A 21,958-nucleotide genomic window follows, 5' to 3' on the forward strand; every position below is an offset into this window, starting at 1 on the left:
ACTTACTTGACGACCGGCTAGTGCGCCGCTAGCTTCCCAGTGTATTCACTAGCCGGTCGGCAAGTAAGTAGCAGTAGCTGGGGGAGTGGGAAGCGATGGCGGACACGACGGACACACCATCGGCGCTCGCCGCCGACGGCGGGGGCGGGCAACCGAGGAGCGTGCGGGTCGTCCTGCTCGCGCTCATGATCGCGATGATGCTCGCGATGCTCGACAACATGATCATCGGTACGGCGATGCCGACGATCGTGGGGGAGCTGGGCGGACTGGAGCACCTCTCCTGGGTCGTGACCTCCTACACGCTCGCCACCGCCGCCTCCACCCCGCTGTGGGGCAAGCTCGGCGACATGTACGGCCGCAAGGGCACGTTCCTGTCGTCCATCGTCATCTTCCTGATCGGCTCGGCCCTCAGCGGCATGGCCCAGGACATGGGCCAGCTGATCGGCTTCCGCGCCGTGCAGGGTCTGGGCGCCGGCGGTCTGATGGTCGGCGTCATGGCGATCATCGGTGATCTGATCCCGCCCCGGGAGCGCGGCAAGTACCAGGGCATGATGGCCGGCGTCATGGCGCTGGCCATGATCGGCGGCCCCCTGGTCGGCGGCACGATCACCGACAACTGGGGCTGGCGCTGGGCCTTCTACATCAACCTGCCGCTCGGCGTGGTCGCCCTGGTCGCCGTGAGTGCGGTGCTGCACCTGCCGAAGAAGCGGGCGCAGGCCCGGATCGACTACCTGGGCGCCGTGCTGCTCACCGTCGGCATCACCGCGATCGTGCTGGTCACCACCTGGGGCGGCACGGAGTACGCCTGGGACTCCGCGCGGATCATGGAGCTCATCGGCATCGGGGTCGCCGCGCTGGTCGGGTTCGTGTTCTGGCAGACGAAGGCGGCGGAGCCGGTGGTGCCGCTGCACATCTTCCGCAGCCGCAACTTCACGCTGATGTCGCTCATCGGCTTCATCACCGGCTTCGTGATGTTCGGCGCGACGCTGTTCCTGCCCTTCTACCAGCAGGCCGTGCAGGGAGCCAGCGCCACCAACTCCGGTCTGCTGCTGCTGCCGATGCTCGGCGCGATGCTGGTGACGTCCATGGTCGCCGGGCGGGTCACCACCGGTACCGGCAGGTACAAGGTCTTCCCGGTGGTCGGCAGCGTGCTGATGATCGTCGGGCTCTATCTGCTGTCCACGATGGACACCGGTACCTCCCGGCTGACCTCCGGCGTCTTCATGGCCGTGGTCGGCCTCGGCATGGGCTGCCTGATGCAGATCACCATGCTGGTGGCGCAGAACAGCGTGGAGATGAAGGACATGGGCGTCGCGTCCTCGTCCACGACGCTGTTCCGCACGCTGGGCTCCTCCTTCGGCGTCGCGATCATGGGCGCGCTGTTCAACAACCGGGTCCACGACGTCATGGCCGAGCGGGCCGGGGCGCTCGGCTCCGAGGTGACCGAGCAGTCCGCCCAGCTGGACCAGGCGAGCCTGGCGAAGCTGCCGGAGGCGGTGCGTGAGGCGTACCAGCACGCCGTGGCGGCCGGTACGCACTCCGCGTTCCTGCTCGGCGCCGTGATCGCCGTGCTCTCGCTGGCGGCGGCGGTGTTCGTCACGGAGGTCCCGCTGCGAGGAGCCGGGCCGAAGGCCCCGCAGGACGAGAAGCCGGACGCCCCGGCCCCCCAGGCACCGCTGGCGGAGGCGCTCTGACGGATCGGCGGCCCGGCCGGCGGTCGGTCCCCGGTGGGACGGCAACCGTGCCGGGGACCGGGCAACGGGTGCGGGGCCGCCCGCCCGGCCGGTCGACGCGTCGGCCGACCGGAGCGTGGCCGACCGGCCGACGGGCAGGCCGACCGGCACCGGCGAAGGCCCCGGGGATGTGTCTCCCCGGGGCCTTCGCCGCGCCGTGCGCGACGGGGGCGGTGCCCAGGGCGTTGTCGGACCCCCGTGTCACCATCGGTCGCATGGACAGGACGCGGCAGGTGCGGCTCGCCAAGGACGCCATGGACCGGGACTGGGCCGACCCCGGCCTCGACCTGGACACCGTGGCCGCCCACGCCGGTTACTCGCGGTATCACTTCATCCGTGCCTTCAAGGAGACCTACGGCGAGACCCCGGGCCAGTACCTCACCCACCGCCGTATCGAGCGGGCCGAGGACCTGCTGCGCACGGCCAACCTGACCGTCACCGAGATCTGCCACCTGGTCGGCTTCAGCAGCGTCGGCACCTTCTCGGCGCGCTTCAAGGCCTGGACCGGGCTGACCCCGAGCGAGTACCGCGCCGAGCACGTCGGTCGCGGAGCCGCCCTGATACCCGGCTGCTACGCGATGCTCTGGGCGGGCGGATTCCGCTCCGGCCCCGGCACCGCGCCCGGTCCCCGCAAGGAGCGCAATTCCGGAGAAGCGGGCTGACGGACCCGCTGCCTACCGTGGCAGGGCAAGCAGCATTCACCGCGGAGCAGCAGGAGCGCGCCATGATCAAGGGTCTCGCCATCTCGACCGTCTGGGTCCTCGACCAGGACCGGGCCAAGGAGTTCTACACGCAGAAGCTGGGTCTGGAGGTCCGTACGGACATGACCATGGGCGAGGGCGGCATGCGCTGGCTCACCGTCGGCTCACCGAACCAGCCCGACGTCGAGCTCACCCTGATGGTGCCGGGCGGACCCGCGATGGACCCGGAGTCCGCCGAGATGCTCAGGAAGCTGGTGACCAAGGGGGCGCTCGGCGCGGGCGTGCTGACCACCGACGACATCCACGGCGACTACGAGAAGCTCAAGGACCGGGGCGTGGAGTTCCTCCAGGAGCCGCAGGAGCGTCCCTACGGCACGGAAGCGCTGTTCCGCGACGACTCGGGCAACTGGTTCTCCTTCACCCAGCCCCGCGAGGGCGGCCTCGACATGGACCAGGACTGGTCCTGCTGAGCGGCAGGACCGGCCGCCCGCACAGGTCCTACGGGGCCGGCAGCATCGGGTAACTGCCGGTGTCGGTCGGCGCGTGCTCCGGCAGCCACAGCACCGCCACCGCGCCCTCGGCCCGTACGTCCTGCGGGGCACCCGGGGTGCGGACGTTGCGGAAGGTGAGCCGGGCGCCCAGCACCCGGGCCTGACCGGCCGCGATGGTCAGGCCCAGGCCGTGCCCGTGCCCGGCCCGGTCCGCGCTGCCGGTGCGGAAGCGGCTCGGCCCCTCGGCGAGCAGGTCCTCGGGGAAGCCCGGCCCGTGGTCGCGGACCCGGATGACCCGGCCCTCGACGGTGACCTCGATGGGCGGCTTGCCGTGCCGGGCCGCGTTGGCCAGCAGGTTGAACAGCACGCGCTCCAGCCGCCGGGGATCGGTGGTGACCTCCGACTCGTGCACGATCCGCACCTCGATGCCCGGGTCCTTGGCCGCCACCCGCCGGGCGACGAACTCCCCCAGCATCAGGTCCTGCAGCTCCGCCCGCTCCGAGGCGCCGTCCAGCCGGGCCACCTCCAGCACGTCCTCGACGAGGGTGCGCATGGCCTTGGCCCGGTCCAGCACCAGCTCGGTCGGGCGGCCGGGCGGCAGCAGTTCCGCGGCGGTCAGCAGCCCGGTCACCGGGGTGCGCAGCTCGTGCGCGATGTCGGCGGTGACCCGCCGCTCGGCCTCGATGCGCTGGCGCAGGGCGTCCGCCATGGCGTCCACCGCGCTCGCCAGGTCGTCGGTCTCGTCCCGGACGACCCCGCCCATGGCGTCCCGCACCCGCACGTCCGTCCCGCCGCCCGCGAGCTGGTTCGCCGCGACGGCCGCCTTGCGCAGCCGCCGGGACAGGTGCCCGCCGATCAGCACCCCGAGCGCGCTGCCGCCGAGGACGACCGCGATGGACCCGATGAGCAGGGCCTGGTCCAGGTCCTGCAGGATGTCGGAACTGCGGTCGGTGAAGCCCGAGTGCAGCGACATCACCTGCCCGTTCTTCAGCGGCACGGCGGCCCATATGTCGGGCACGTCACCGGGCCGGTCGGCCACGTACGTCGCCCGCTGGCCCGCCTCGACCCGCTCGCGCAGCTCCGGCGGCAGGGCCGGGTCGTTGATCTTCGTGTTGGGGAAGTTCATCCGCCCCGACAGCTCGAAGTTCCGCTGGGCGATCATGATGCGCTCGTCGGCGAGGTCGCGCGCGTTGTCCAGCATGGACACCCGGGCGGCGTTGTGCACCACCAGGCTCAGCGCGACGGCGACCAGCGCCCCGACCAGCGCGATGGCCGCGCTCAGCTTCCATCTCAGACCCGTGCGGATCCCCGCGCGCTCCAGGCCCGCGGCGACCAGCCGCCGGAAGTGCCCCCTCATACCCCGCTCAGGCCTTCAGCTTGTAACCGAAGCCGCGGACCGTCTCGATCCGGTCCTGGCCGATCTTCTGCCGCAGCCGCTGCACGTGGACGTCGACCACGCGGGTGTCCCCGCCCCAGCCGTAGTCCCACACCCGCTCCAGCAGCTTGTCGCGGGAGAGCACCGTGCCGGGCGCGGAGGAGAACTCCAGCAGCAGCCGCATCTCGGTCGGCGTCAGCGCCACCGGGCGCCCGGCCCGGCGCACCTCCATGCCCTCGGTGTCCACCTCCAGGTCCCCGAAGGTCAGCATCCCGCCATCGGCCGGGCCGGCCGGGTCCGCCGACCGGTCGCCGCCGGCGTGGCCGAAGCGGCGCAGCACCGCGCGGATCCGGGCGACCAGCACGGCCCCGTCGAACGGCTTGGTGACGTAGTCGTCGGCGCCCGCCTCCAGGCCCAGGACCACGTCGATGGAGTCGGCGCGCGCCGACAGCATGATGACCGGCACCGTGGACTCGTCCCGGATGCGGCGGCACAGGCTGACCCCGTCGAGTCCGGGCACCATGACGTCCAGCAGCGCGATGTCGGGGCGGTCCGCCCGGAACGCCTCCAGGCCCGACAGCCCGTCGGGCATGGCCGTGACCACGAAGCCGTCCCGTTCCAGGGCGAGCTGCGTGGCCTCGCGGATGACGTCGTCGTCCTCGACGAACAGGACGTGGGTCTGGTCTGCCATCCCGGTGCTCTCAGTCCTTCGTGGTGGCGTGGGGTGCTTCTCTTGGCTGGGACGCACGGGCCGTGCGCCGCGTTCACCGGCAGGCAGCCCGGCCGGAGATCCGAGCGGCCGCCCGGCGTCAGCTCGCCGGTACCGGTGTCGCGCTGTCGCCGGCGACCTTCCCGTAGTCGTTGTGCGTGCGGTACTTCTCGTCGAACCGGCCGGACGCCCACCGATAGGTGATCACGTTCTCGCCGGACGGGCTCGACAGCGGATCGCCCCGCTCGTAGACCTGCTTGGTCACCACCAGGTCGCCGCGGTCGATCTCCGCGTAGACCGGCGGCTCCTCGGCCTTGAAGACATTCTTGTACGCGCCGTCCTGCTCGCGGTAGACGTAACTGCCCACACCCACCGCGTCACCGCAGGTCAGTACGTTGACCACGATGTCTTCGGCCGATCCGCCGGTGAGGTTGCCGTAGGAGACGTCGACCGGGTACTCGTCGGCGACGCACGGCTTGAGGTCGCGCTTCACCTCGGGGGCGACCTGCGGGTCGTCCTTGACGAGCCTGACGGCGTTCACCGCGTCCGGTGTCCTCGACGGCTCGGCCGAGGGGCTCGCGGCGGCGCCCGCGACCGAGTCGGCGTGCGCCGGGCCCTCGTCGCGGGCGCCGGTCCCGCCGGCCCCGCACCCCGACACCAAAAGGGCGAGGGCGGTGGGCACGGCCAGTGCCGTGCCCACCGCCTGGACTCCGCCCCGGGTCCGTGCAGAACCCCCGCCGGTCAGGCCGCGCACCGCTCCCGCTCCTCACGCTCCAGCGCGCGTGCGTCCAGATCGCGGGACTCCAGCTCCTCGCGGAGCCGGGCGAGCGCCCGGTGCAGCGTGCTCTTGACCGTTCCGGCCGACATGCCGAGGGCGGCGGCCGTCTCCTCCGTGGACATCTGCTCCCAGTGTCGCAGCACCACGACACTGCGCTGCTTCGGGGCGAGCACCCGCAGGATGTCCATCAGCAGGGCGCGGTCCGCGTGCTGTTCGGTGGAGTCGTCGACCGAGGCGTCCGGAAGCTGCTCGGTCGGGACCTCCTCCAGCTTCCGCGCCCGCCACCACTCGGTCCGGGTGTTGATCATCACCCGGCGCAGGTAGGCGTCCGCCAGCCGCTTGTCCTCGATCGTCTCCCAGCGGCCGTACGTGCGCACCAGCGCCGTCTGGAGCAGGTCCTGCGCGTCGGTGGGGTCCGGGACCAGGCGTCGGGCGCTGCGCAGCAGCGCGTCCTGCCGGGTGCGGACGTACTCCTCGAACTCGAGCACCTCGCCCTGCGCCATGGTGAACCGCCTCCCGTTTCCCCGTTCGGGCCGGCTCCCCGCCGCCCGTGCACTGCCTGTGGTCCTCAGTCGTCCCGGGTCTTCCGGGAACGCAACCGAAGGTACGGAGGCCTTGTCACGGCACTGTCCGAAGCAGCCTGCGGCCAGCGCTCGGCTGTCCGTCGGTTGTGTAACGGAAGTCGGAACGGGGTAAAGACGCGGGGGAGTTGGGAAGGGTATGGGGCGATTTGTCCACCCGGAACGCTGTGACGTCCACGGTGTCGACGACCCGCCCCTGCGACCCCGCCTGTGGCGTCAGGTCAGCGGCAGCCGGTACAACCCGCCCGGCATCGGCTCCACCAGGCCGTCGGCGACGAGGCCGTCCAGGGCGCGGGCCCGCTGCACCGGCTCCTGCCACACCCGGTCCAGGGCCGTCTGCGGAACGGGGCCGTGCGCCTCGCGCAGCACGGCGAGCAGCCGTCCGCGCACCTGCCGGTCGGTGCCCGCGTACGTCTGGCCCCGGCGCGGCGGCCCGTCGTGCGCCGGCTTGCCCGCCAGCAGCCACGCGCAGCTCGCGGCGATCGGGCAGCGGTGGCAGGACTCGTTCCTCGCGGTGCACACCAGGGCGCCCAGCTCCATCGAGGCGGCGGCCCAGCGCGCGGCGGTCGGCTCGTCCTCGGGCAGCAGCGCGCGGGCCAGCCTCCGCTCGGCGGCGGTGGTGGCGTTGGGCGGGTACTGCGTCCCGGTGACCGCGCGGGCGAAGACCCGGCGCACGTTGGTGTCCAGCACCGGGTGGCGCTGGCCGTAGGCGAAGGAGGCGACGGCGGCGGCCGTGTACTCGCCGATGCCGGGCAGGCCCAGCAGCTGCGCGTGATCGGCCGGCACGTCCCCGCCGTGCCGTTCCGTTATGGCGACCGCGGCGCCGTGCAGCCGCAGCGCGCGGCGCGGGTAGCCGAGCCGGCCCCAGGCGCGCACGGCCTCGCCGGGCGCCTCCTTGGCCAGGTCGGCGGGGCGCGGCCAGCGGGCCAGCCACTGCTCGTAGACGGGCAGCACGCGGCTCACCGGCGTCTGCTGGAGCATGAACTCACTGACCATCACGCCCCACGCCCCGGCCTCGGGGCGCCGCCACGGCAGGTCGCGGGCGTTCTCGTCGAACCAGTCGATGACGGGGGAGTGCAGGTCCGCGCCGACGGGCGCCACGGGGACCGGGCCGGTGGGGGAGGGGACGGGGTGCGGGGGCTTCGTGGGAGCAGTCATGGCCTTCCGATGGTGCCACGCGGGGCCACCGATCGGGGCGCACCGCCACCCTGTGGGCGACGGCGGACCGACGACCGGTACCGGTCCGGCTCCACCCGGCGCGGCGGCGTCCCGCCCGGTTCCCCCCGGTGCCGAGTGGGGGCGGGCCGGTCGCCGGACCGTTCCGCTCCACCCCGTGCCGGCGGGTCGCGGTCGCGGTGCGGTCCGCCCGGCGCGGCCGGCGCGCGGCGTCCCGAGCACCGCTCGCGCCGCGGGCGGCCCGGGCGCCGTCGCACCTCGACCGGATCGCGGACCGGCGCAGCAACTCGTCGTCCGCCCCGTCGAGTCCGGCGTCCTCGCGCGCCGCGTCACGAACACCCGAGCGCGGTCACGGGACTTGGGCGTCGCGGGCCCGGACGCCTCCGCCTTGGCCAGAGGTGCAAGGGCCGCAATCGCGAAGCGGGATGCCCTCAAGTCCGCGATCACACACGGTAGGTGAAGCGCCGACATCATCACACTCGGTGACCATCGTCCCCTGCGCCCGGCGAAACACGGGGGTGGCAACGGGAGTTCCGGAATGATGATCCGGAAAAGTTGCGGTCCGAACGGCGGGTGTGACGGGTGAACACGCCGAACTCTCGTAAGGTTTGCGCCGTGGGATCTCTGCGCAATCCGGTCGGGCCGCTTCCCTCCTCCATCTACTGGCGTCGGAGGGCCGTACTCGTGTCCGTGGTCGCCCTGTTGGCGCTCCTGATCACCTGGATCGTGTCCATGGGCGGCGGGGGCGGCGACGGGGACGACAACGGTGCCAACGGCAAGAATCCCGCGCCCTCCATCACGCCCGGCCCGTCCGGTTCCGGCCCGGCGATCAGCCAAGCGCCCGGCGGGCGCGACGAGTCGCCGGGCACGGGCTCGGGCGGCTCCTCCGCCGGGTCCGGAGGCGGCTCCGGGGACGGCTCGGGCGGCGGTTCCGGTGAGGGCTCGGGCGGCGGTTCCGGTTCGGGCTCCGGCGGGTCCGAAGGCGCGGGCGGCGCGGGCGGTTCCGGGGGCGGTGCCGCGACGGGCGTCGGCGCGGGCGACACCCTGCCGGCCGGATCCACCCTGCCCAACTGCACCGCGAGCGCGGTGAAGTTGAGCCTGCGCAGCCGCCACAACACCTACGACCCCGAGCAGACGCCCACGTTCCTGCTGACCGCGCGGAACGTCTCGGGCAACGACTGCAAGATCGATCTCGGGCCGGAGAACGCGGTGTTCACGATCTCGCAGGCCGACAGCGACGACGACTACTGGTCCTCGAAGGACTGCCCCCGGTCCGCGGCGCGCCAGTTGTTCCGGGTCCCCTCGGACAGCAGCATCACCTACACCGTGAAGTGGAACCGCAAGCCGAGCGCCGCCGAGTGCGCCACGCCTCCGGCCGGCTCGGCCAAGCCGGGCACCTACCTGGTCGAGGCGAAGGCGCCGGGCTTCGCGAAGGTGCAGACGTCCTTCGTCCTCTCGGCCGACTAGGGCCTGTCTGACGATTCCCGCCGTCGCCCGGAGGGCGGCCTGGCGTCGCGAGGCAGGAGGGAATTGTCAGCCAGGCCTCAGGACCTGCCGTCCGGAGCGGGGCGCGGGCAACCGCCGGACCCGGGACCGGCTGCACCGAGGGCGGTACCCCTGGTCAGGGGTACCGCCCTCGGGCTTTGCCGGTCGTCCTAGACGTACCGCTCCAGGATCGACGACTCCGCCAGCCGGGACAGGCCCTCGCGGACGCTGCGGGCCCGGGCCTCGCCCACGCCGTCGACCGTCTGGAGGTCGTCGACGCTCGCCGCGAGCAGCTTCTGCAGGCCCCCGAAGTGCTCCACCAGGCGGTCGATGATCGCGCCGGGCAGCCGCGGCACCTTGGCCAGCAGGCGGAAGCCGCGCGGGGACACCGCCGAGTCCAGCGTCTCGGGCGAGCCCGTGTAGCCCAACGCCCGGGCCACCGTGGGCAGTTCCAGCAGCTCGGCGTGGGTCAGCGCGTCGAGCTCGGACAGCGCCTCGTCGACCGTGCGGGACCGCTTGGCCGTGGGCTCGGGGACGTAGTCGCGCACGACCAGCTCGCGCTCGGGCTCCACGCCGGCGATCAGCTCGTCCAGCTGGAGCGCCAGCAGCCGGCCGTCGGTGCCGAGCTCCACCACGTACTCGGCGATCTCCGTGGCGATGCGGCGCACCATCTCCAGGCGCTGCGCCACCGCCGAGACGTCCCGGACCGTGACCAGGTCCTCGATCTCCAGCGCGGACAGCGTGCCCGCGACCTCGTCGAGGCGGAGCTTGTAGCGCTCCAGGGTCGCCAGCGCCTGGTTCGCGCGCGACAGGATCGCCGCCGAGTCCTCCAGGACGCGGCGCTGGCCGTCGACGTACAGGGCGATCAGCCGCATCGACTGGGAGACCGAGACGACCGGGAAGCCCACCTGCTTGCTGACGCGGTCCGCGGTGCGGTGCCGGGTGCCGGTCTCCTCGGTGGGGATGGTCGGGTCGGGGACCAGCTGCACGCCCGCGCGCAGGATCTTCGACAGGTCCGAGGACAGCACGATGCCGCCGTCGAGCTTGCACAGCTCGCGCAGGCGGGTCGCGGTGAACTCGACGTCCAGCACGAAGCCGCCGGAGCACAGCGCCTCGACGGTCTTGTCGGAGCCCAGCACGATGAGCCCGCCGGTGTTGCCCCGGAGCACCCGCTCCAGGCCGTCACGCAGGGCGGTACCCGGTGCCACGGCGCTCAGAGAGGCGCGCATGAGGCCATCGGTACCGGCACTCCCACCGGACTTTCCGGGAGCTGCTGCCCGGTCGTTGGCTGCCACTGCACTCCTCCGGTCGCAGGTTCTGGGCGCCCCCGTGTCGCACGCTTGGTTCGCACGGACGGGCGAGACCAGGGCAAAGTCTACCGGCGACCCTCCTCGTCCCGCGGGGCCTCTCGGCGACGGGACCGGGGAAGGACGCGCAGGGCGTCCCCTATGTCCGCGACTTCCAGAACCTTCATGCCCGCCGGGACCTTGCCCGGATCGGCCGGGACCAGGGCGTGCGTGAAGCCCAGACGGTGGGCTTCTGCCAGCCTGCGCTGCACTCCTGTGACCCGCCGCACCTCTCCGGCCAGGCCCACCTCTCCGATCGCCACCAGGTTCTTGGGGAGAGGTGTGTCACTCGCCGCACTCGCCAGCGCGAGCGCCACGGCCAGGTCCGCGGCGGGCTCCGAGAGCTTCACCCCGCCGACCGTCGCGGAGTAGATGTCCCTTTTGCCCAAGGCGCTGATCCGTCCGCGCTGTTCCAGCACCGCGAGCATCATCGAGACGCGGGAGGTCTCCAGGCCGGAGGTGGTGCGGCGCGGGGAGGGGATCTGCGAGTCGACCGTGAGCGCCTGCACTTCGGCGACCAGGGGGCGGCGGCCCTCCAGGGTGACGGTCAGGCAGGTGCCCGGGACGGGTTCGGCCCGACGGGTGAGGAAGAGTCCGCTGGGGTCGGCCAGGCCCGTGATGCCCTCGTCGTGCAGTTCGAAGCAGCCCACCTCGTCGGTGGTGCCGTAGCGGTTCTTGACGCCCCGCACGAGCCGCAGCCGGGCGTGCCGGTCGCCCTCGAAGTGCAGGACGACGTCGACCAGGTGCTCCAGCAGGCGCGGACCGGCGATCGCGCCGTCCTTCGTGACGTGGCCCACCAGCAGCGTGGACATGCCGCGATCCTTGGACGCGCGGATCAGGGCGCCCGCGACCTCGCGCACCTGGGCCATGCCGCCCGGGGCGCCGTCGATCTCCGGGGAGGCGACCGTCTGCACCGAGTCCAGGATCAGCAGCGAGGGCTTGACCGCGTCCAAGTGGCCCAGCACCGCCGCGAGATCCGTCTCGGCCGCCAGGTAGAGGTGGTCGTCGATCGCGCCGATGCGGTCGGCGCGCAGCCGGACCTGGCTGGCCGACTCCTCGCCCGTGACGTACAGCGTGCGGTGCTCGTCGCTGGCCGACTTGGCCGCCACGTCCAGCAGCAGCGTCGACTTGCCCACCCCCGGCTCGCCCGCCACCAGCACCACCGCGCCCGGCACCAGTCCGCCGCCGAGCACGCGGTCCAGCTCGGGCACGCCGGTCGTGCGGGCGGTGGCCCGGCGGCCGTCGACCTGGCCGATGGGGAGGGCGGAGGTGGTGACCCGCCCGGGCGTCGTCGTGCGGACCGCGGGCGTGCCGTACTCCTCGACCGTCCCCCAGGCCTGGCACTCGGGGCAGCGGCCGAGCCACTTGGCCGTCTGCCAGCCGCACTCGGTGCAGCGGTAGGACGGGCGGTCCTTGGTGGATTTCGTACGGGCAGCCATGGACGGAACCGTAACCGCCGCCACTGACATCGCGGCACCGGCCGGCCCGGGCGACCTGCGCGCCAGGGCCCCGCCACCCCTCGCCGGCGGCGGAACGAACCGTTCCTGTCCCCGATTGAGGGATCGTTTCACCCGTACGGATTAAATGTGCTCAAGCCACCGGAAGGTGCCACTCCCGGCCCCCTACGGTCGCCGAATGATGAGCAGTACTCCGGAGATCTCGACCCGCTCGGCCCGCAGTACCGGCGCACACAGGGCGCACCGGGAAGCGCGTGACCGCGGGGCGGCGCGCACGCTGGCGCAGCGGCCGCCCGCGCGCTACGAGCCCTACCTGGACGGCCTGTTCACCTACTGCCTGTCCGTGCTGTGCGACCACGACGCCGCGACCGCCGCCCTGGGCGACGTCCTCGCCCTGGCCGAGCGCCGCGGCCGGCACGTGCCCGAGGCGCCCGCCGAACGCCGGGCCTGGCTGTACGCGCTGGCCCGCTGGGCGTGCCTGCGCAAGCTGGCCGAGGCCAAGCAGAAACGTCAGAGCAGCCACGCGGCGGGCCGTTCCGGCCGGCAGCACGCCGAGCGCCCGGCCGCGCCGGCCCCCTCGGAGGAGGTGCAGGAGCAGCGCCGCCGCGAACTGGCCCAGCTGGCCTGGCCGGAGGCCGCCGGCACCACCCCCGAGCAGCGCGAGGCGCTCGAACTGGCCGTGCGCCACCACCTCTCGGCTCACGAGGTCGCCGCCGTCCTCGGCCGTGACGTGACCGCCACGCGCGACCTGCTCGCCTCCGCGGCCTGCGAGGTGGAACGCACGCGTGCGGCCCTCGCCGTCGTCGAGACGGGGACCTGCCCCAGCGTCGCCCACCTCGTCGGCGACGACCGGCTCGTCCTCGGCACGACCCTGCGCCGCGAACTGGTCCGGCACGTCGACGACTGCCCGCGCTGCCGCCGTACCGCCGAGCGCGCCATCCCCGGCCGCTGGCCCGGCACCAGCGTCACGCCGGCCGAACTGCCCGTCCTCGCGGCGCCCCGCGCGGCCCTGCACGTCGCCATGGCCCACCACTCGCGCACGCGGGGCGACGCACCGCGCTTCGACCGGCGCGGCTTCCCGATGGACCCCAAGGACCACGCCGCCCGGCGGGACCGCCTGCGCGCGCGTGCCGTCACCACGACCGTCGTGGCCACCGTCGTGGCCGCCCCCGTGCTCGCCCTGTGGGCGGCCTACCGCGGCACCCCGGTCGGGGAGGGGCAGGACGGACGTTCCCCCTCCGCCAGCGAGGCGGACGACCCGTACGGCATGGACGGCGAGATCGCGGGCGGCGGCTACGAGAACGCCGGCAACGCGAGCACCCGTCCCGGTCCCCGCTTCGGCGAGGACGGCAAGGCCGACGTCTCCGTCGAGGTCGTCGGCGTCGCCGGCGCGGGCCGCGAGAGCGCCCTGGACGTGACGGCCGACAACAGCGGCGACACCACCCTGATCACCCTGACCGCCACCGGCCCGGCCACGGTGAGCTGGTCCGCCTCCACCGGAGCCGACTGGCTCTACCTCAGCCGGTCCTCGGGCACGCTCCGCCCCGGCCAGTCGGTGACGATCCGGGTGTACGTCGACCACCTGCGCGAGCCCGCCGGCGCCTGGCAGGCACGGGTGGCGATCGCACCGGCCGGCGCGGTCGTGCACATCGGCGGCTACGGCACCGCGCCCAGCCCCTCCGGCCCCGGGACCCACCCCGGCGGACCGGGCGGCGAGCCCTCGACCCGGCCCGACCCGACCCCGACGACCTCCGCCCCGGACCCCGACCCGACCCCGACGACCCCGCCGCCGTCCTCCGGCCCGGACCCCACCCCGACCCCGACGGACCCGACCCCCACCGAGCCGGCGGGCTCGACGCCCCCGCCGTCCGACAGCGGTGACCCGAGCCCGGCCACGTCCTGAGGGCGCCGCCCCGTCAGGCCACCGGTCCGGCCGGGGGCGCCGGTGGCGCCGGATCCGCCGGGTGCGGCGCCAGCATCGGCAACTGCGCGGCCAGCCGCTGCTCGCACAGCTCGACCAGCCGGTCGTAGCCGGCCTTGCCCATCAGCTCGATCAGTTCGGGCCGGTAGGAGACGTAGACGGGCTCGCCCGCGCCGTGCGCCGAGGTCGCCGAGGTGCACCACCAGTGCAGGTCGTGCCCGCCCGGGCCCCAGCCGCGGCGGTCGTACTCACCGATCGACACCTGCAGCACGCGCGTGTCGTCGGGCCGGTCGATCCACTCGTACGTCCGGCGCACCGGAAGCTGCCAGCACACGTCCGGCTTGGTCTCCAGCGGCTCGCGGCCCTCCCTGAGGGCGAGGATGTGCAGCGAGCAGCCCATGCCGCCCGGGAAGCCCGGCCGGTTCTGGAAGATGCAGGAGCCCTCGAAGGGCCGGGTCTGCCGGTCGCCGTCCTCGTCCTCGGAGACCCAGCCGCCCCGCGTGCCCTCGGCGTGGTGCTGCCAGATGTCCGGCGTGAGCCTGGCCACATGCTCGGCGACGCGCTTCTCGTCGTCCTCGTCCGAGAAGTGGGCACCCAACGTGCAGCACCCGTCGTCCGCGCGGCCCGCCTGGATGCCCTGGCAGCCGCTGCCGAAGATGCAGTTCCAGCGAGAGGTCAGCCATGTCAGATCGCAGCGGAACACCTGCTCCTCGTCCGCCGGATCGGGAAACTCCACCCACGCGCGGGCGAAGTCGAGGCCCTGCTCGTCGGGGACCGCGACGCCAGGTGATTTGTCGCGCTTGGCCTTTTTCGTCTTTGGCACGCCTCCAGGGTACGGGCCGGGTGCCCGCACCGAGGACGGCGGACGGCCGGGTGGGCAGTAGCGTGCCCTACATGAGACTCGGTGTCCTCGACGTGGGTTCGAACACGGTGCACCTGCTGGTGGTGGACGCGCACCCCGGCGCGTGCCCGCTGCCCGCGCACTCGCACAAGGCGGACCTGCGCCTGGCCCAGCTCCTCGATGAGGACGGCGCCATCGGCCCCCACGGCGTCGACCGGCTGGTCGCGGTCGTCCACGGGGCACTGCAGGCCGCCGAGGACAAGGGCGTCGAGGAGATGCTCCCGTTCGCCACCTCCGCCGTGCGCGAGGCCCGCAACGCCGACGACGTCCTCGCGCGCGTGCGCAGCGAGACCGGCGTCGAGCTGCAGGTCCTCACCGGTGAGGAGGAGGCGCGGCTCACCTTCCTCGCCGCCCGCCGCTGGTTCGGCTGGTCGGCCGGGAAGCTGCTCGTCCTGGACATCGGCGGCGGCTCCCTGGAGATCGCCTACGGCATGGACGAGGAGCCCGACGCGGCGGCCTCGCTGCCCCTGGGTGCCGGGCGCCTCACCGCCGGCTGGCTGCCCGGCGACCCGCCCGGCTCCGACGACGTGCGGGCCCTGCGCCGCCACGTGCGCACCGAGATCGCCCGCACGGTCGGCGAGTTCAGCCGCCTCGGCGCCCCGGACCACGTGGTCGCCACCTCCAAGACCTTCAAGCAGCTGGCCCGCATCGCCGGCGCCGCCCGCTCCGCCGAGGGCCTCTACGTGCAGCGCGAGCTGAAGCGGGAGTCGCTGGAGGGCTGGGTGCCGAGGCTGGCCGGGATGACCGGGCGCGAGCGCGCCGAGCTGCCCGGGGTGTCCGAGGGCCGTGCCGGGCAGCTGCTGGCGGGCGCCCTGGTGGCCGAAGCCGCACTCGACCTGTTCGGCGTGGAGCGCGTGGAGATCTGCCCCTGGGCCCTCAGGGAGGGCGTGATCCTGCGCAAGCTGGACCACATGGAGACCGCGTAGCGGCCCCCGCGGGGAACGGAGCGCACGGGAGGAACGGACCACGGCCTCACGTGGCAATCACCACAACGGCCAGGAGACCCCCCACTCCCCGCCCACCACACCCCGTAATCTGTGCTGCATGGCAGAGCCAGCCGTGAAGATCCCGGACGCGAAGGTCGCCCTCTCGACGGCCTCGGTCTACCCGGAGTCGACGGCCACGGCCTTCGAGATCGCCGCGCGCCTCGGTTACGACGGGGTCGAGGTCATGGTGTGGACCGATCCGGTCAGCCAGGACATCGAGGCCCTGCGCAGACTCAGCGACTACCACCGCATCCCGATCCTCGCGGTGCACGCCCCCTGCCTGCTCATCACGCAGCGGGTCTGGTCCACCGACCCCTGGACCAAGCTCCAGCGGGCCCGCGCGGCGGCCGAGAAGCTCGGCGCGAGCACGGTCGTGGTCCACCCCCCGTTCCGCTGGCAGCGCCAGTACGCGCGCGACTTCGTCACGGGCATCTGGCGCATGGCGAACGAGACGGACGTACGGTTCGCCGTCGAGAACATGTACCCCTGGCGCTACCGCGACCGGGAGATGCTCGCCTACGCCCCCGACTGGGACGTCACCAAGGACGACTACCGCCACTTCACGATCGACCTCAGCCACACCGCGACGGCCCGCTCCGACGCGCTGGCCATGGTCGACCGCATGGGCGACCGCCTCGGCCACGTCCACCTCGCCGACGGCCGCGGCTCCGCCAAGGACGAGCACCTCGTGCCCGGCCGCGGCACCCAGCCCTGCGCCGAGGTGCTGGAGCGGCTGGCCCTGACCGGCTTCGACGGCCACGTCGTCATCGAGGTCAACACCCGCCGCGCCATGTCCGGCGCGGAGCGCGAGGCCGACCTCGCCGAGGCCCTGGCCTTCACCCGGCTCCACCTGGCCTCGGCCGCGAAGGTGCCGCGCCCATGAGCGGCCGGCCCCCGGCCGGCACCGGGCCCGGCCCCGCAGCCCGGCGCCGCGGCCGCCCCCCGCGCACGGAGTCCGCCGGCACCCGGGACCGCATCCTGACCGCCGCCCGCGACGAGTTCTCCGCACGCGGCTACGAGAAGACGTCCGTGCGCGGCATCGCCAAGACCGCCGGCGTCGACTCCGCCCTGGTGCACCACTACTTCGGCACCAAGGAACAGGTCTTCGAGGCGGCCGTCACCCAGTCCTTCGGACCCGCCCTGCAGGCCCCCGAGGCCATCGAGGAGGGGCCGCTCGACGGCGTGGGGGAGCGGCTGGCCCGCTTCTTCTTCGGCGTCTGGGAGAACCCGGCGACCCGCGCCCCCCTACTCGCCATCGTCCGCTCCGCCCTCACCAACGACACCGCGGCCGCCGTCTTCCGCCGCATCGTCGCCACCCAGGTGCTGCGCCGCATCGCCGTGCGGCTGGAACTGCCGGACGCCGAGCTGCGCGCCGAGCTCGCCGCAGCCCAGCTCGTGGGCACCGCGATCCTGCGGTACGTCATCAGGATCGAGCCGCTGGCCTCGGCGGACCCGGAGCAGATCATCGAGCGGCTGGCCCCCGTCGTCCAGGGACACCTGACCGGTCCGTGATCCCGCCGGGGTACGCACACGAGACGGCCGTCCCGCATTCCGGACACTGCGTCCCGCCTCCTGGATGACCGGCGTACGCTCGACAGCAGTCAGACGTCTCCGAAATCTCTGACGCAGTCTCTGAAGGAGCGAGCGACGATGCCCGAGCTGAGGTCCCGCACAGTCACCCACGGCCGCAACATGGCGGGCGCCCGCGCCCTGATGCGCGCCTCCGGTGTACCGGGTGCGGACATCGGCCGCAAGCCGATCATCGCCGTCGCCAACAGCTTCACGGAGTTCGTCCCCGGCCACACGCACCTCGCGCCGGTCGGCCGCATCGTCAGCGAGGCCGTGATCGAGGCCGGCGGCATCCCGCGCGAGTTCAACACCATCGCCGTGGACGACGGCATCGCCATGGGCCACGGTGGCATGCTCTACTCCCTGCCCTCGCGCGACCTGATCGCGGACAGCGTGGAGTACATGGTCGAGGCCCACTGCGCCGACGCCCTGATCTGCATCTCCAACTGCGACAAGATCACCCCGGGCATGCTCAACGCGGCCCTGCGGCTGAACATCCCCACGGTGTTCGTCTCCGGCGGGCCCATGGAGTCCGGCCGGGCCACGCTCGTCGACGGCACGGTCCGCACGCTCGACCTGGTCGACGCGATCTCCGACGCCGTGAACGACAAGATCTCCGACGAGGACATCCTCCGCATCGAGGAGAACGCCTGCCCGACCTGCGGCTCCTGTTCCGGCATGTTCACCGCCAACTCGATGAACTGCCTGACCGAGGCCATCGGCCTGTCCCTGCCGGGCAACGGCTCGGTCCTCGCCACGCACACCGCCCGCAAGCAGCTGTACGTGAACGCGGCCCGCACGGTCATGGACATCACCCGCCGCTACTACGAGCAGGACGACGAGACGGTCCTGCCCCGCAGCGTGGCGTCCTTCGCCGCCTTCCAGAACGCCATGGCCCTCGACATCGCCATGGGCGGCTCCACCAACACGATCCTGCACCTGCTGGCCGCCGCCCAGGAGGCGGGCGTCCCCTTCGGCCTGGAGGAGATCGACGAGGTCTCCCGCCGCGTGCCGTGCCTGGCCAAGGTCGCCCCGAACGTGGCCAAGGACCGCACGTACTACATGGAGGACGTGCACCGCGCGGGCGGGATCCCCGCCCTGCTGGGCGAGCTGCACCGCGCCGGGCTGCTCAACGAGGACGTGCACTCCGTCCACAGCCCCTCCCTCGCCGACTGGCTGAAGACCTGGGACGTGCGCGGCGGCTCCCCGTCCGCCGAGGCCGTCGAGCTGTGGCACGCGGCCCCCGGCTGCGTCCGCTCCGCCGAGGCATTCTCCCAGTCCGAGCGCTGGGAGGCCCTGGACGAGGACGCCGAGGGCGGCTGCATCCGCTCCGCCGAGCACGCCTACTCCAAGGACGGCGGCCTCGCGGTCCTCAAGGGCAACCTGGCCGTGGACGGCTGCGTCGTGAAGACGGCCGGCGTCGACGAGTCCATCTGGACGTTCGAGGGGCCGGCGGTCGTCTGCGAGTCGCAGGAGGAGGCCGTGCAGAAGATCCTCACCCAGCAGGTCCGGGACGGCGACGTCGTCGTCATCCGCTACGAGGGCCCCAAGGGCGGCCCCGGCATGCAGGAGATGCTCTACCCGACCTCGTACCTGAAGGGCCGCGGCCTCGGGAAGTCCTGCGCGCTGGTCACGGACGGCCGCTTCTCCGGTGGCACCTCGGGCCTGTCCATCGGTCACGCCTCGCCCGAGGCGGCCGCGGGCGGCACCATCGCCCTGGTCGAGGACGGCGACCGCATCCGCATCGACATTCCCAACCGCTCCATCGACCTGCTGGTCGACGACGCCGAGCTGGCCCGCCGCGAGCAGGCCCTGAACGGCCGGTACGCCCCGAAGAACCGCGACCGCAAGGTCTCCGCCGCCCTGCGCGCCTACGCGGCGATGGCGACCAGCGCCGACAAGGGCGCCGTGCGGGACGTGTCGAAGCTGGGCTGACCCCGCGTCACCCGCCGAGGGCCGCCTCCCGCCACCGGGGGGCGGCCCTCGCCGTACGCGCTCACCAGGCGGCGGGATCACGCCCGTCGACGGCGAACACCGTGCCGTCCGGGGCGCTGCCGTAGACCCGGCCGCCCACCACCACCGGCTCGGGCAGGGAGGCCGGCACCCGGTCGGACCGCTCACCCAGCCGGACCGGCGTCTGCCCGACGAGCCCGCCCCGCCGGGCGTCCACGGCGAGCAGCCGCCCGTCGGGCGCGCTCACGTACACGTGCCGGCCGTCGGAAGCCGGCCTGGAGGCCCGTACGACTCCCGTCTCCAGGGTCCACAACTGCTCGCGCGCCTCGAGGTCGACGGCCGTCAACGCCCCGCCCCCCGCCATGAGATGGACGACGTCCCCGCGCACACCGCCCTGGACCTGCGCCAGGGGAACACGCAACGGAACCCGTACGGTCGCCCGGCTGCGGGGGTCGTAACGCACGACGGCCCGCGCCTGACCGCTCGCGGCGTCGACGGCCACCGCCACGAGCGCTCCGTCCGACGTGCCGACGGCCTCCAGGTTTCCGTCCAGCCCCCGCTGCCACCGCACCTCACCGGTCCGCGGATCCAGTGCCGTGACCCGCGTGCGGCTCCCGTCGCCGGACACGCCCACCGCGTACGCCAGCCGATCGCCGGGGAACGAGACGAAGTACGGCACGTCCTGCCCGGGCACCCGGTGGCTCCACCGCACCCGGCCCGAGGCGGCCTCCACCCCGCTGACCGTGCCGTCGGACCCGGTGAGCAGCACCATGCCGCCCACGGCCCGCAGCCCGCCGTACGCCGGCAGCTCCTGCCGGGACACCCCGCCCGACGCCAGGTCGACGGCCGTCAGCTCCCGCCCCTGACCGAGTCCCCCCAGCACCCTGCCGTCCGTCACGACCGGCGCCCCGGCCGGCGGCCCGCTCGCGGCGGCGCCCCTCAGCGCCTGCCGCCACAGCAACCGCCCGTCCACGGCGTCGCGCGCGAACACCAGCCCCTCCTGGGCGCACACCACGGCGTCCGCCGCGTACGAGCACTGCGGCGTGCTCCGGCCGTCGAGCGGCTCCGCCTCCCACCCGGAGAACGCGGCGGCCGTGGTCCGCGGCGAGGCGACCTCCCGCGCCGCCTCCGCGCCCCCGGGCAGACCCACCACCGCCAGCACCCCGGCGGTGGCCAGCGCGAGAGCCCCGGCCGCCACGGCCACCCGCTTGAGCAGCCGGCCGGACCCCTCACGCGGGGGCACCTCTCCGGCCGGCGCCTCGGGCTCGGCTGCTGCCGGTTCCTCCTCGGCACGCTGTGGGGGTCCGAAGGCCTGCGTGTCGTACGAGGCCGACACCGACCGGAGCTCCCGCATCAACTCGTCGGGGGAGGGCCGGTCCTCGGGCTCCTTGGCCAGGCACCGCAGCACGAGCGGGGCCAGTTCCTCGGGCACACCGGTCAGCTCCGGCTCGTCGTGCACGACCTGGTAGGCGACCACGTACGGACTGTCCGAGTCGAACGGCCCCCGCCCGGTCGCCGCGTGGACCATCACCGATCCGAGCGCGAACACGTCGGCGGCGGGCCCGACCTCCCTCGGCCGCCGGAACTGCTCGGGCGCCATGAACGGCGGCGTCCCGATAAGTTTTCCCGTCTCGGTGCGCAACTCGCTGTCCTTCGGCCGGGAGATGCCGAAGTCGATGACCTTCGGCCCGTCCTCGGCGAGCAGCACGTTGCTCGGCTTCAGATCCCGGTGCACGACCCCGACCCGGTGGATGTCCCGCAGCGCCTCCGCGAGCCCGGCCATCAACCGCCGCAACCGGGCAGGGGCCAGCGGCCCGTTCCGCTTCACCTCCTGGGCGAGCGTGGGACCCGGGATGTACAAGGTGGCCATCCAGGGCCGGCCGGCCTCGGGATCGGCGTCCACGACCGGCGCGGTGAAGGCCCCGCTGACCCGCCGGGCGGCCCCCACCTCCTGCCGGAAACGCCCCCTGAACTCAGGGTCCTTGGCGAACTCGGCGTGCACGACCTTCACGGCGAGCCTCATCCCTGAGGTGCTGCGCGCCAGATGCACGACCCCCATCCCGCCGGATCCCAGGCAGGACTCCAGGCGGTAGTGCCCGGCGTATTCGGGAAGTTCCGCTTCCGGGCCCGCTCCGGCGTTCCGCCGTGGCGCCATGGGACCACCCCCGTGCTGTTCGTCCGCGCGCGCGACGCACGGAGCCTAGTCGATGACTCGTACGGGACAGAGGCGGCTTGCCAGCCGCCGGCGGCAAGTCGCGCACATGTGTTTGACGGCGTGATGCGGGGGAATCAACGGGACCCCACGGCAGACGTGGGGCTCAACGGGGGAGGAACACATGTCAGTCGAGCCTGCCGAGATCGAGCACACCGAGCAGCCCGAGGGCGCCGCCGAGCCGGCCGTCACCACGCTGGCCGCGGCGGCCACGACCTACCCGATCGCACCGGGCACCAGCGTCAACGTCCGCAGCGGCCCCGGCACCGGCTACCCGGTCGTCAAGGTCCTGCCCGCCGGATCCAGGGTCTCCATCAACTGCCAGTCGCCCGGCACCTGGATCACCGGCCCCTACGGCACCACCAACATCTGGGACAACATCGCGAGCGGCCAGTACATCTCCGACGCCTACGTCCAGACGGGCAGCGACGGCTACATCCGCCCCCGCTGCTCCTGACCGTCCGCCCGGACCGGTGTGGCCCGCCCCCACTGCGGGCCACACCGCGCCGGGCGTCCCGCGCATCCCGTGCCCTCCGGCGGCGGCCGCACGCGGAGCGCGATGGAACCGCGGGCCGCCGCCGGAA

At 73.4% G+C, this 21,958-nt stretch carries 19 protein-coding genes; 10 read left to right on the forward strand and 9 right to left on the reverse strand.

Annotated features, from left to right (window positions below; all coding sequences use genetic code 11):
- Positions 1–95 precede the first annotated feature (95 nt).
- The 3 genes from Q5694_RS33210 to Q5694_RS33220 all read left to right on the forward strand — a co-directional run bounded on the left by Q5694_RS33210 (position 96) and on the right by Q5694_RS33220 (position 2,904).
- Positions 96–1,694 (forward strand): MDR family MFS transporter, encoded by a 1,599-nt coding sequence (locus Q5694_RS33210; RefSeq protein ID WP_333937239.1) that lies wholly within the window; start codon positions 96–98, stop codon positions 1,692–1,694.
- Between the two features lie 254 nt (positions 1,695–1,948).
- Entirely contained in the window at positions 1,949–2,395 is a 447-nt protein-coding gene (locus tag Q5694_RS33215) for a helix-turn-helix transcriptional regulator (protein WP_333937240.1), read from the forward strand.
- Positions 2,396–2,457: 62 nt separating this feature from the next.
- Positions 2,458–2,904, forward strand: coding sequence for a VOC family protein (locus Q5694_RS33220; protein ID WP_333937261.1), 447 nt, complete (start codon positions 2,458–2,460; stop codon positions 2,902–2,904).
- Between the two features lie 28 nt (positions 2,905–2,932).
- Here the strand turns inward: Q5694_RS33220 and cseC are convergent, their stop codons facing one another.
- The 5 genes from cseC to Q5694_RS33245 form a co-directional block, all read right to left on the reverse strand.
- Positions 2,933–4,282, reverse strand: a complete 1,350-nt coding sequence (gene cseC, locus Q5694_RS33225) for a two-component system sensor histidine kinase CseC (protein WP_333937241.1) — start codon at positions 4,280–4,282, stop codon at positions 2,933–2,935.
- Positions 4,283–4,289: 7 nt separating this feature from the next.
- Positions 4,290–4,991 (reverse strand): two-component system response regulator CseB, encoded by a 702-nt coding sequence (gene cseB / locus Q5694_RS33230; RefSeq protein WP_333937242.1) that lies wholly within the window; start codon positions 4,989–4,991, stop codon positions 4,290–4,292.
- Positions 4,992–5,109: 118 nt separating this feature from the next.
- On the reverse strand, positions 5,110–5,763 hold the full coding sequence (locus tag Q5694_RS33235; RefSeq protein ID WP_333937243.1) for a hypothetical protein: 654 nt from the start codon (positions 5,761–5,763) through the stop codon (positions 5,110–5,112).
- On the reverse strand, positions 5,751–6,290 hold the full coding sequence (locus tag Q5694_RS33240; RefSeq protein ID WP_311689083.1) for a SigE family RNA polymerase sigma factor: 540 nt from the start codon (positions 6,288–6,290) through the stop codon (positions 5,751–5,753). Before Q5694_RS33240 ends, Q5694_RS33235 begins: the two co-directional genes overlap by 13 nt.
- 294 nt (positions 6,291–6,584) lie before the next feature.
- Entirely contained in the window at positions 6,585–7,526 is a 942-nt protein-coding gene (locus tag Q5694_RS33245) for an A/G-specific adenine glycosylase (RefSeq protein ID WP_333937244.1), read from the reverse strand.
- 633 nt (positions 7,527–8,159) lie between these two features.
- Between Q5694_RS33245 and Q5694_RS33250 the strand changes: the two genes are divergently transcribed.
- A complete protein-coding gene (locus tag Q5694_RS33250; protein WP_333937245.1) occupies positions 8,160–9,011 on the forward strand; it encodes a hypothetical protein in 852 nt (283 codons plus the stop codon).
- 188 nt (positions 9,012–9,199) lie between these two features.
- On the opposite strand, the gene disA is transcribed toward Q5694_RS33250, so the two are convergent.
- Together disA and radA are read right to left on the reverse strand one after the other, a co-directional pair.
- The gene (disA, locus tag Q5694_RS33255; RefSeq protein ID WP_333937246.1) at positions 9,200–10,324 is read right to left on the reverse strand and encodes a DNA integrity scanning diadenylate cyclase DisA; all 1,125 of its coding nucleotides are present in this window, start codon (positions 10,322–10,324) and stop codon (positions 9,200–9,202) included.
- Positions 10,325–10,404: 80 nt separating this feature from the next.
- Positions 10,405–11,814 (reverse strand): DNA repair protein RadA, encoded by a 1,410-nt coding sequence (gene radA, locus Q5694_RS33260; RefSeq protein WP_333937247.1) that lies wholly within the window; start codon positions 11,812–11,814, stop codon positions 10,405–10,407.
- 196 nt (positions 11,815–12,010) lie between these two features.
- On the opposite strand from radA, the gene Q5694_RS33265 reads away from it, so the two are divergent.
- Positions 12,011–13,735, forward strand: coding sequence for a BACON domain-containing protein (locus Q5694_RS33265; RefSeq protein WP_333937248.1), 1,725 nt, complete (start codon positions 12,011–12,013; stop codon positions 13,733–13,735).
- A 13-nt stretch (positions 13,736–13,748) separates the two neighbouring features.
- On the opposite strand, the gene Q5694_RS33270 is transcribed toward Q5694_RS33265, so the two are convergent.
- The gene (locus Q5694_RS33270) at positions 13,749–14,576 is read right to left on the reverse strand and encodes a hypothetical protein (RefSeq protein ID WP_333937249.1); all 828 of its coding nucleotides are present in this window, start codon (positions 14,574–14,576) and stop codon (positions 13,749–13,751) included.
- A gap of 71 nt (positions 14,577–14,647) precedes the next feature.
- Between Q5694_RS33270 and Q5694_RS33275 the strand changes: the two genes are divergently transcribed.
- The 4 genes from Q5694_RS33275 to ilvD all read left to right on the forward strand — a co-directional run bounded on the left by Q5694_RS33275 (position 14,648) and on the right by ilvD (position 19,144).
- Complete coding sequence (locus tag Q5694_RS33275; RefSeq protein ID WP_333937250.1) at positions 14,648–15,580, forward strand: Ppx/GppA phosphatase family protein; 933 nt, start codon at positions 14,648–14,650, stop codon at positions 15,578–15,580.
- Between the two features lie 118 nt (positions 15,581–15,698).
- Positions 15,699–16,523: a sugar phosphate isomerase/epimerase family protein gene (locus Q5694_RS33280; protein WP_333937251.1), complete on the forward strand. Its 825-nt coding sequence runs from the start codon at positions 15,699–15,701 to the stop codon at positions 16,521–16,523.
- Positions 16,520–17,152 carry a TetR/AcrR family transcriptional regulator gene (locus tag Q5694_RS33285; RefSeq protein WP_333937252.1) on the forward strand — a complete coding sequence of 211 codons (633 nt, stop codon included), beginning with the start codon at positions 16,520–16,522 and terminating at the stop codon, positions 17,150–17,152. Before Q5694_RS33280 ends, Q5694_RS33285 begins: the two co-directional genes overlap by 4 nt.
- Before the next feature lie 138 nt (positions 17,153–17,290).
- Complete coding sequence (ilvD, locus tag Q5694_RS33290) at positions 17,291–19,144, forward strand: dihydroxy-acid dehydratase (RefSeq protein ID WP_333937253.1); 1,854 nt, start codon at positions 17,291–17,293, stop codon at positions 19,142–19,144.
- 61 nt (positions 19,145–19,205) lie between these two features.
- On the opposite strand, the gene Q5694_RS33295 is transcribed toward ilvD, so the two are convergent.
- A complete protein-coding gene (locus tag Q5694_RS33295; RefSeq protein WP_333937254.1) occupies positions 19,206–21,317 on the reverse strand; it encodes a serine/threonine-protein kinase in 2,112 nt (703 codons plus the stop codon).
- A gap of 181 nt (positions 21,318–21,498) precedes the next feature.
- On the opposite strand from Q5694_RS33295, the gene Q5694_RS33300 reads away from it, so the two are divergent.
- Positions 21,499–21,831: an SH3 domain-containing protein gene (locus Q5694_RS33300; protein ID WP_333937255.1), complete on the forward strand. Its 333-nt coding sequence runs from the start codon at positions 21,499–21,501 to the stop codon at positions 21,829–21,831.
- Positions 21,832–21,958 lie beyond the last annotated feature (127 nt).

This window comes from Streptomyces sp. AHA2, from assembly GCF_036857595.1.
Taxonomy (GTDB): domain Bacteria; phylum Actinomycetota; class Actinomycetes; order Streptomycetales; family Streptomycetaceae; genus Streptomyces.

Excerpts from the sequence above, each read along its gene's own strand:
- Q5694_RS33210 (WP_333937239.1), top strand. The coding sequence starts at position 96 with ATGGCGGACACGACGGACACACCATCGGCGCTCGCCGCCGACGGCGGG.
- Q5694_RS33215 (WP_333937240.1), top strand. The coding sequence starts at position 1,949 with ATGGACAGGACGCGGCAGGTGCGGCTCGCCAAGGACGCCATGGACCGG.
- Q5694_RS33220 (WP_333937261.1), top strand. The coding sequence starts at position 2,458 with ATGATCAAGGGTCTCGCCATCTCGACCGTCTGGGTCCTCGACCAGGAC.
- cseC (WP_333937241.1), bottom strand. The coding sequence starts at position 4,282 with ATGAGGGGGCACTTCCGGCGGCTGGTCGCCGCGGGCCTGGAGCGCGCG.
- cseB (WP_333937242.1), bottom strand. The coding sequence starts at position 4,991 with ATGGCAGACCAGACCCACGTCCTGTTCGTCGAGGACGACGACGTCATC.
- Q5694_RS33240 (WP_311689083.1), bottom strand. The coding sequence starts at position 6,290 with ATGGCGCAGGGCGAGGTGCTCGAGTTCGAGGAGTACGTCCGCACCCGG.
- Q5694_RS33245 (WP_333937244.1), bottom strand. The coding sequence starts at position 7,526 with ATGACTGCTCCCACGAAGCCCCCGCACCCCGTCCCCTCCCCCACCGGC.
- radA (WP_333937247.1), bottom strand. The coding sequence starts at position 11,814 with ATGGCTGCCCGTACGAAATCCACCAAGGACCGCCCGTCCTACCGCTGC.
- Q5694_RS33265 (WP_333937248.1), top strand. The coding sequence starts at position 12,011 with ATGATGAGCAGTACTCCGGAGATCTCGACCCGCTCGGCCCGCAGTACC.
- Q5694_RS33275 (WP_333937250.1), top strand. The coding sequence starts at position 14,648 with ATGAGACTCGGTGTCCTCGACGTGGGTTCGAACACGGTGCACCTGCTG.
- Q5694_RS33280 (WP_333937251.1), top strand. The coding sequence starts at position 15,699 with ATGGCAGAGCCAGCCGTGAAGATCCCGGACGCGAAGGTCGCCCTCTCG.
- Q5694_RS33285 (WP_333937252.1), top strand. The coding sequence starts at position 16,520 with ATGAGCGGCCGGCCCCCGGCCGGCACCGGGCCCGGCCCCGCAGCCCGG.
- ilvD (WP_333937253.1), top strand. The coding sequence starts at position 17,291 with ATGCCCGAGCTGAGGTCCCGCACAGTCACCCACGGCCGCAACATGGCG.
- Q5694_RS33295 (WP_333937254.1), bottom strand. The coding sequence starts at position 21,317 with ATGGCGCCACGGCGGAACGCCGGAGCGGGCCCGGAAGCGGAACTTCCC.
- Q5694_RS33300 (WP_333937255.1), top strand. The coding sequence starts at position 21,499 with ATGTCAGTCGAGCCTGCCGAGATCGAGCACACCGAGCAGCCCGAGGGC.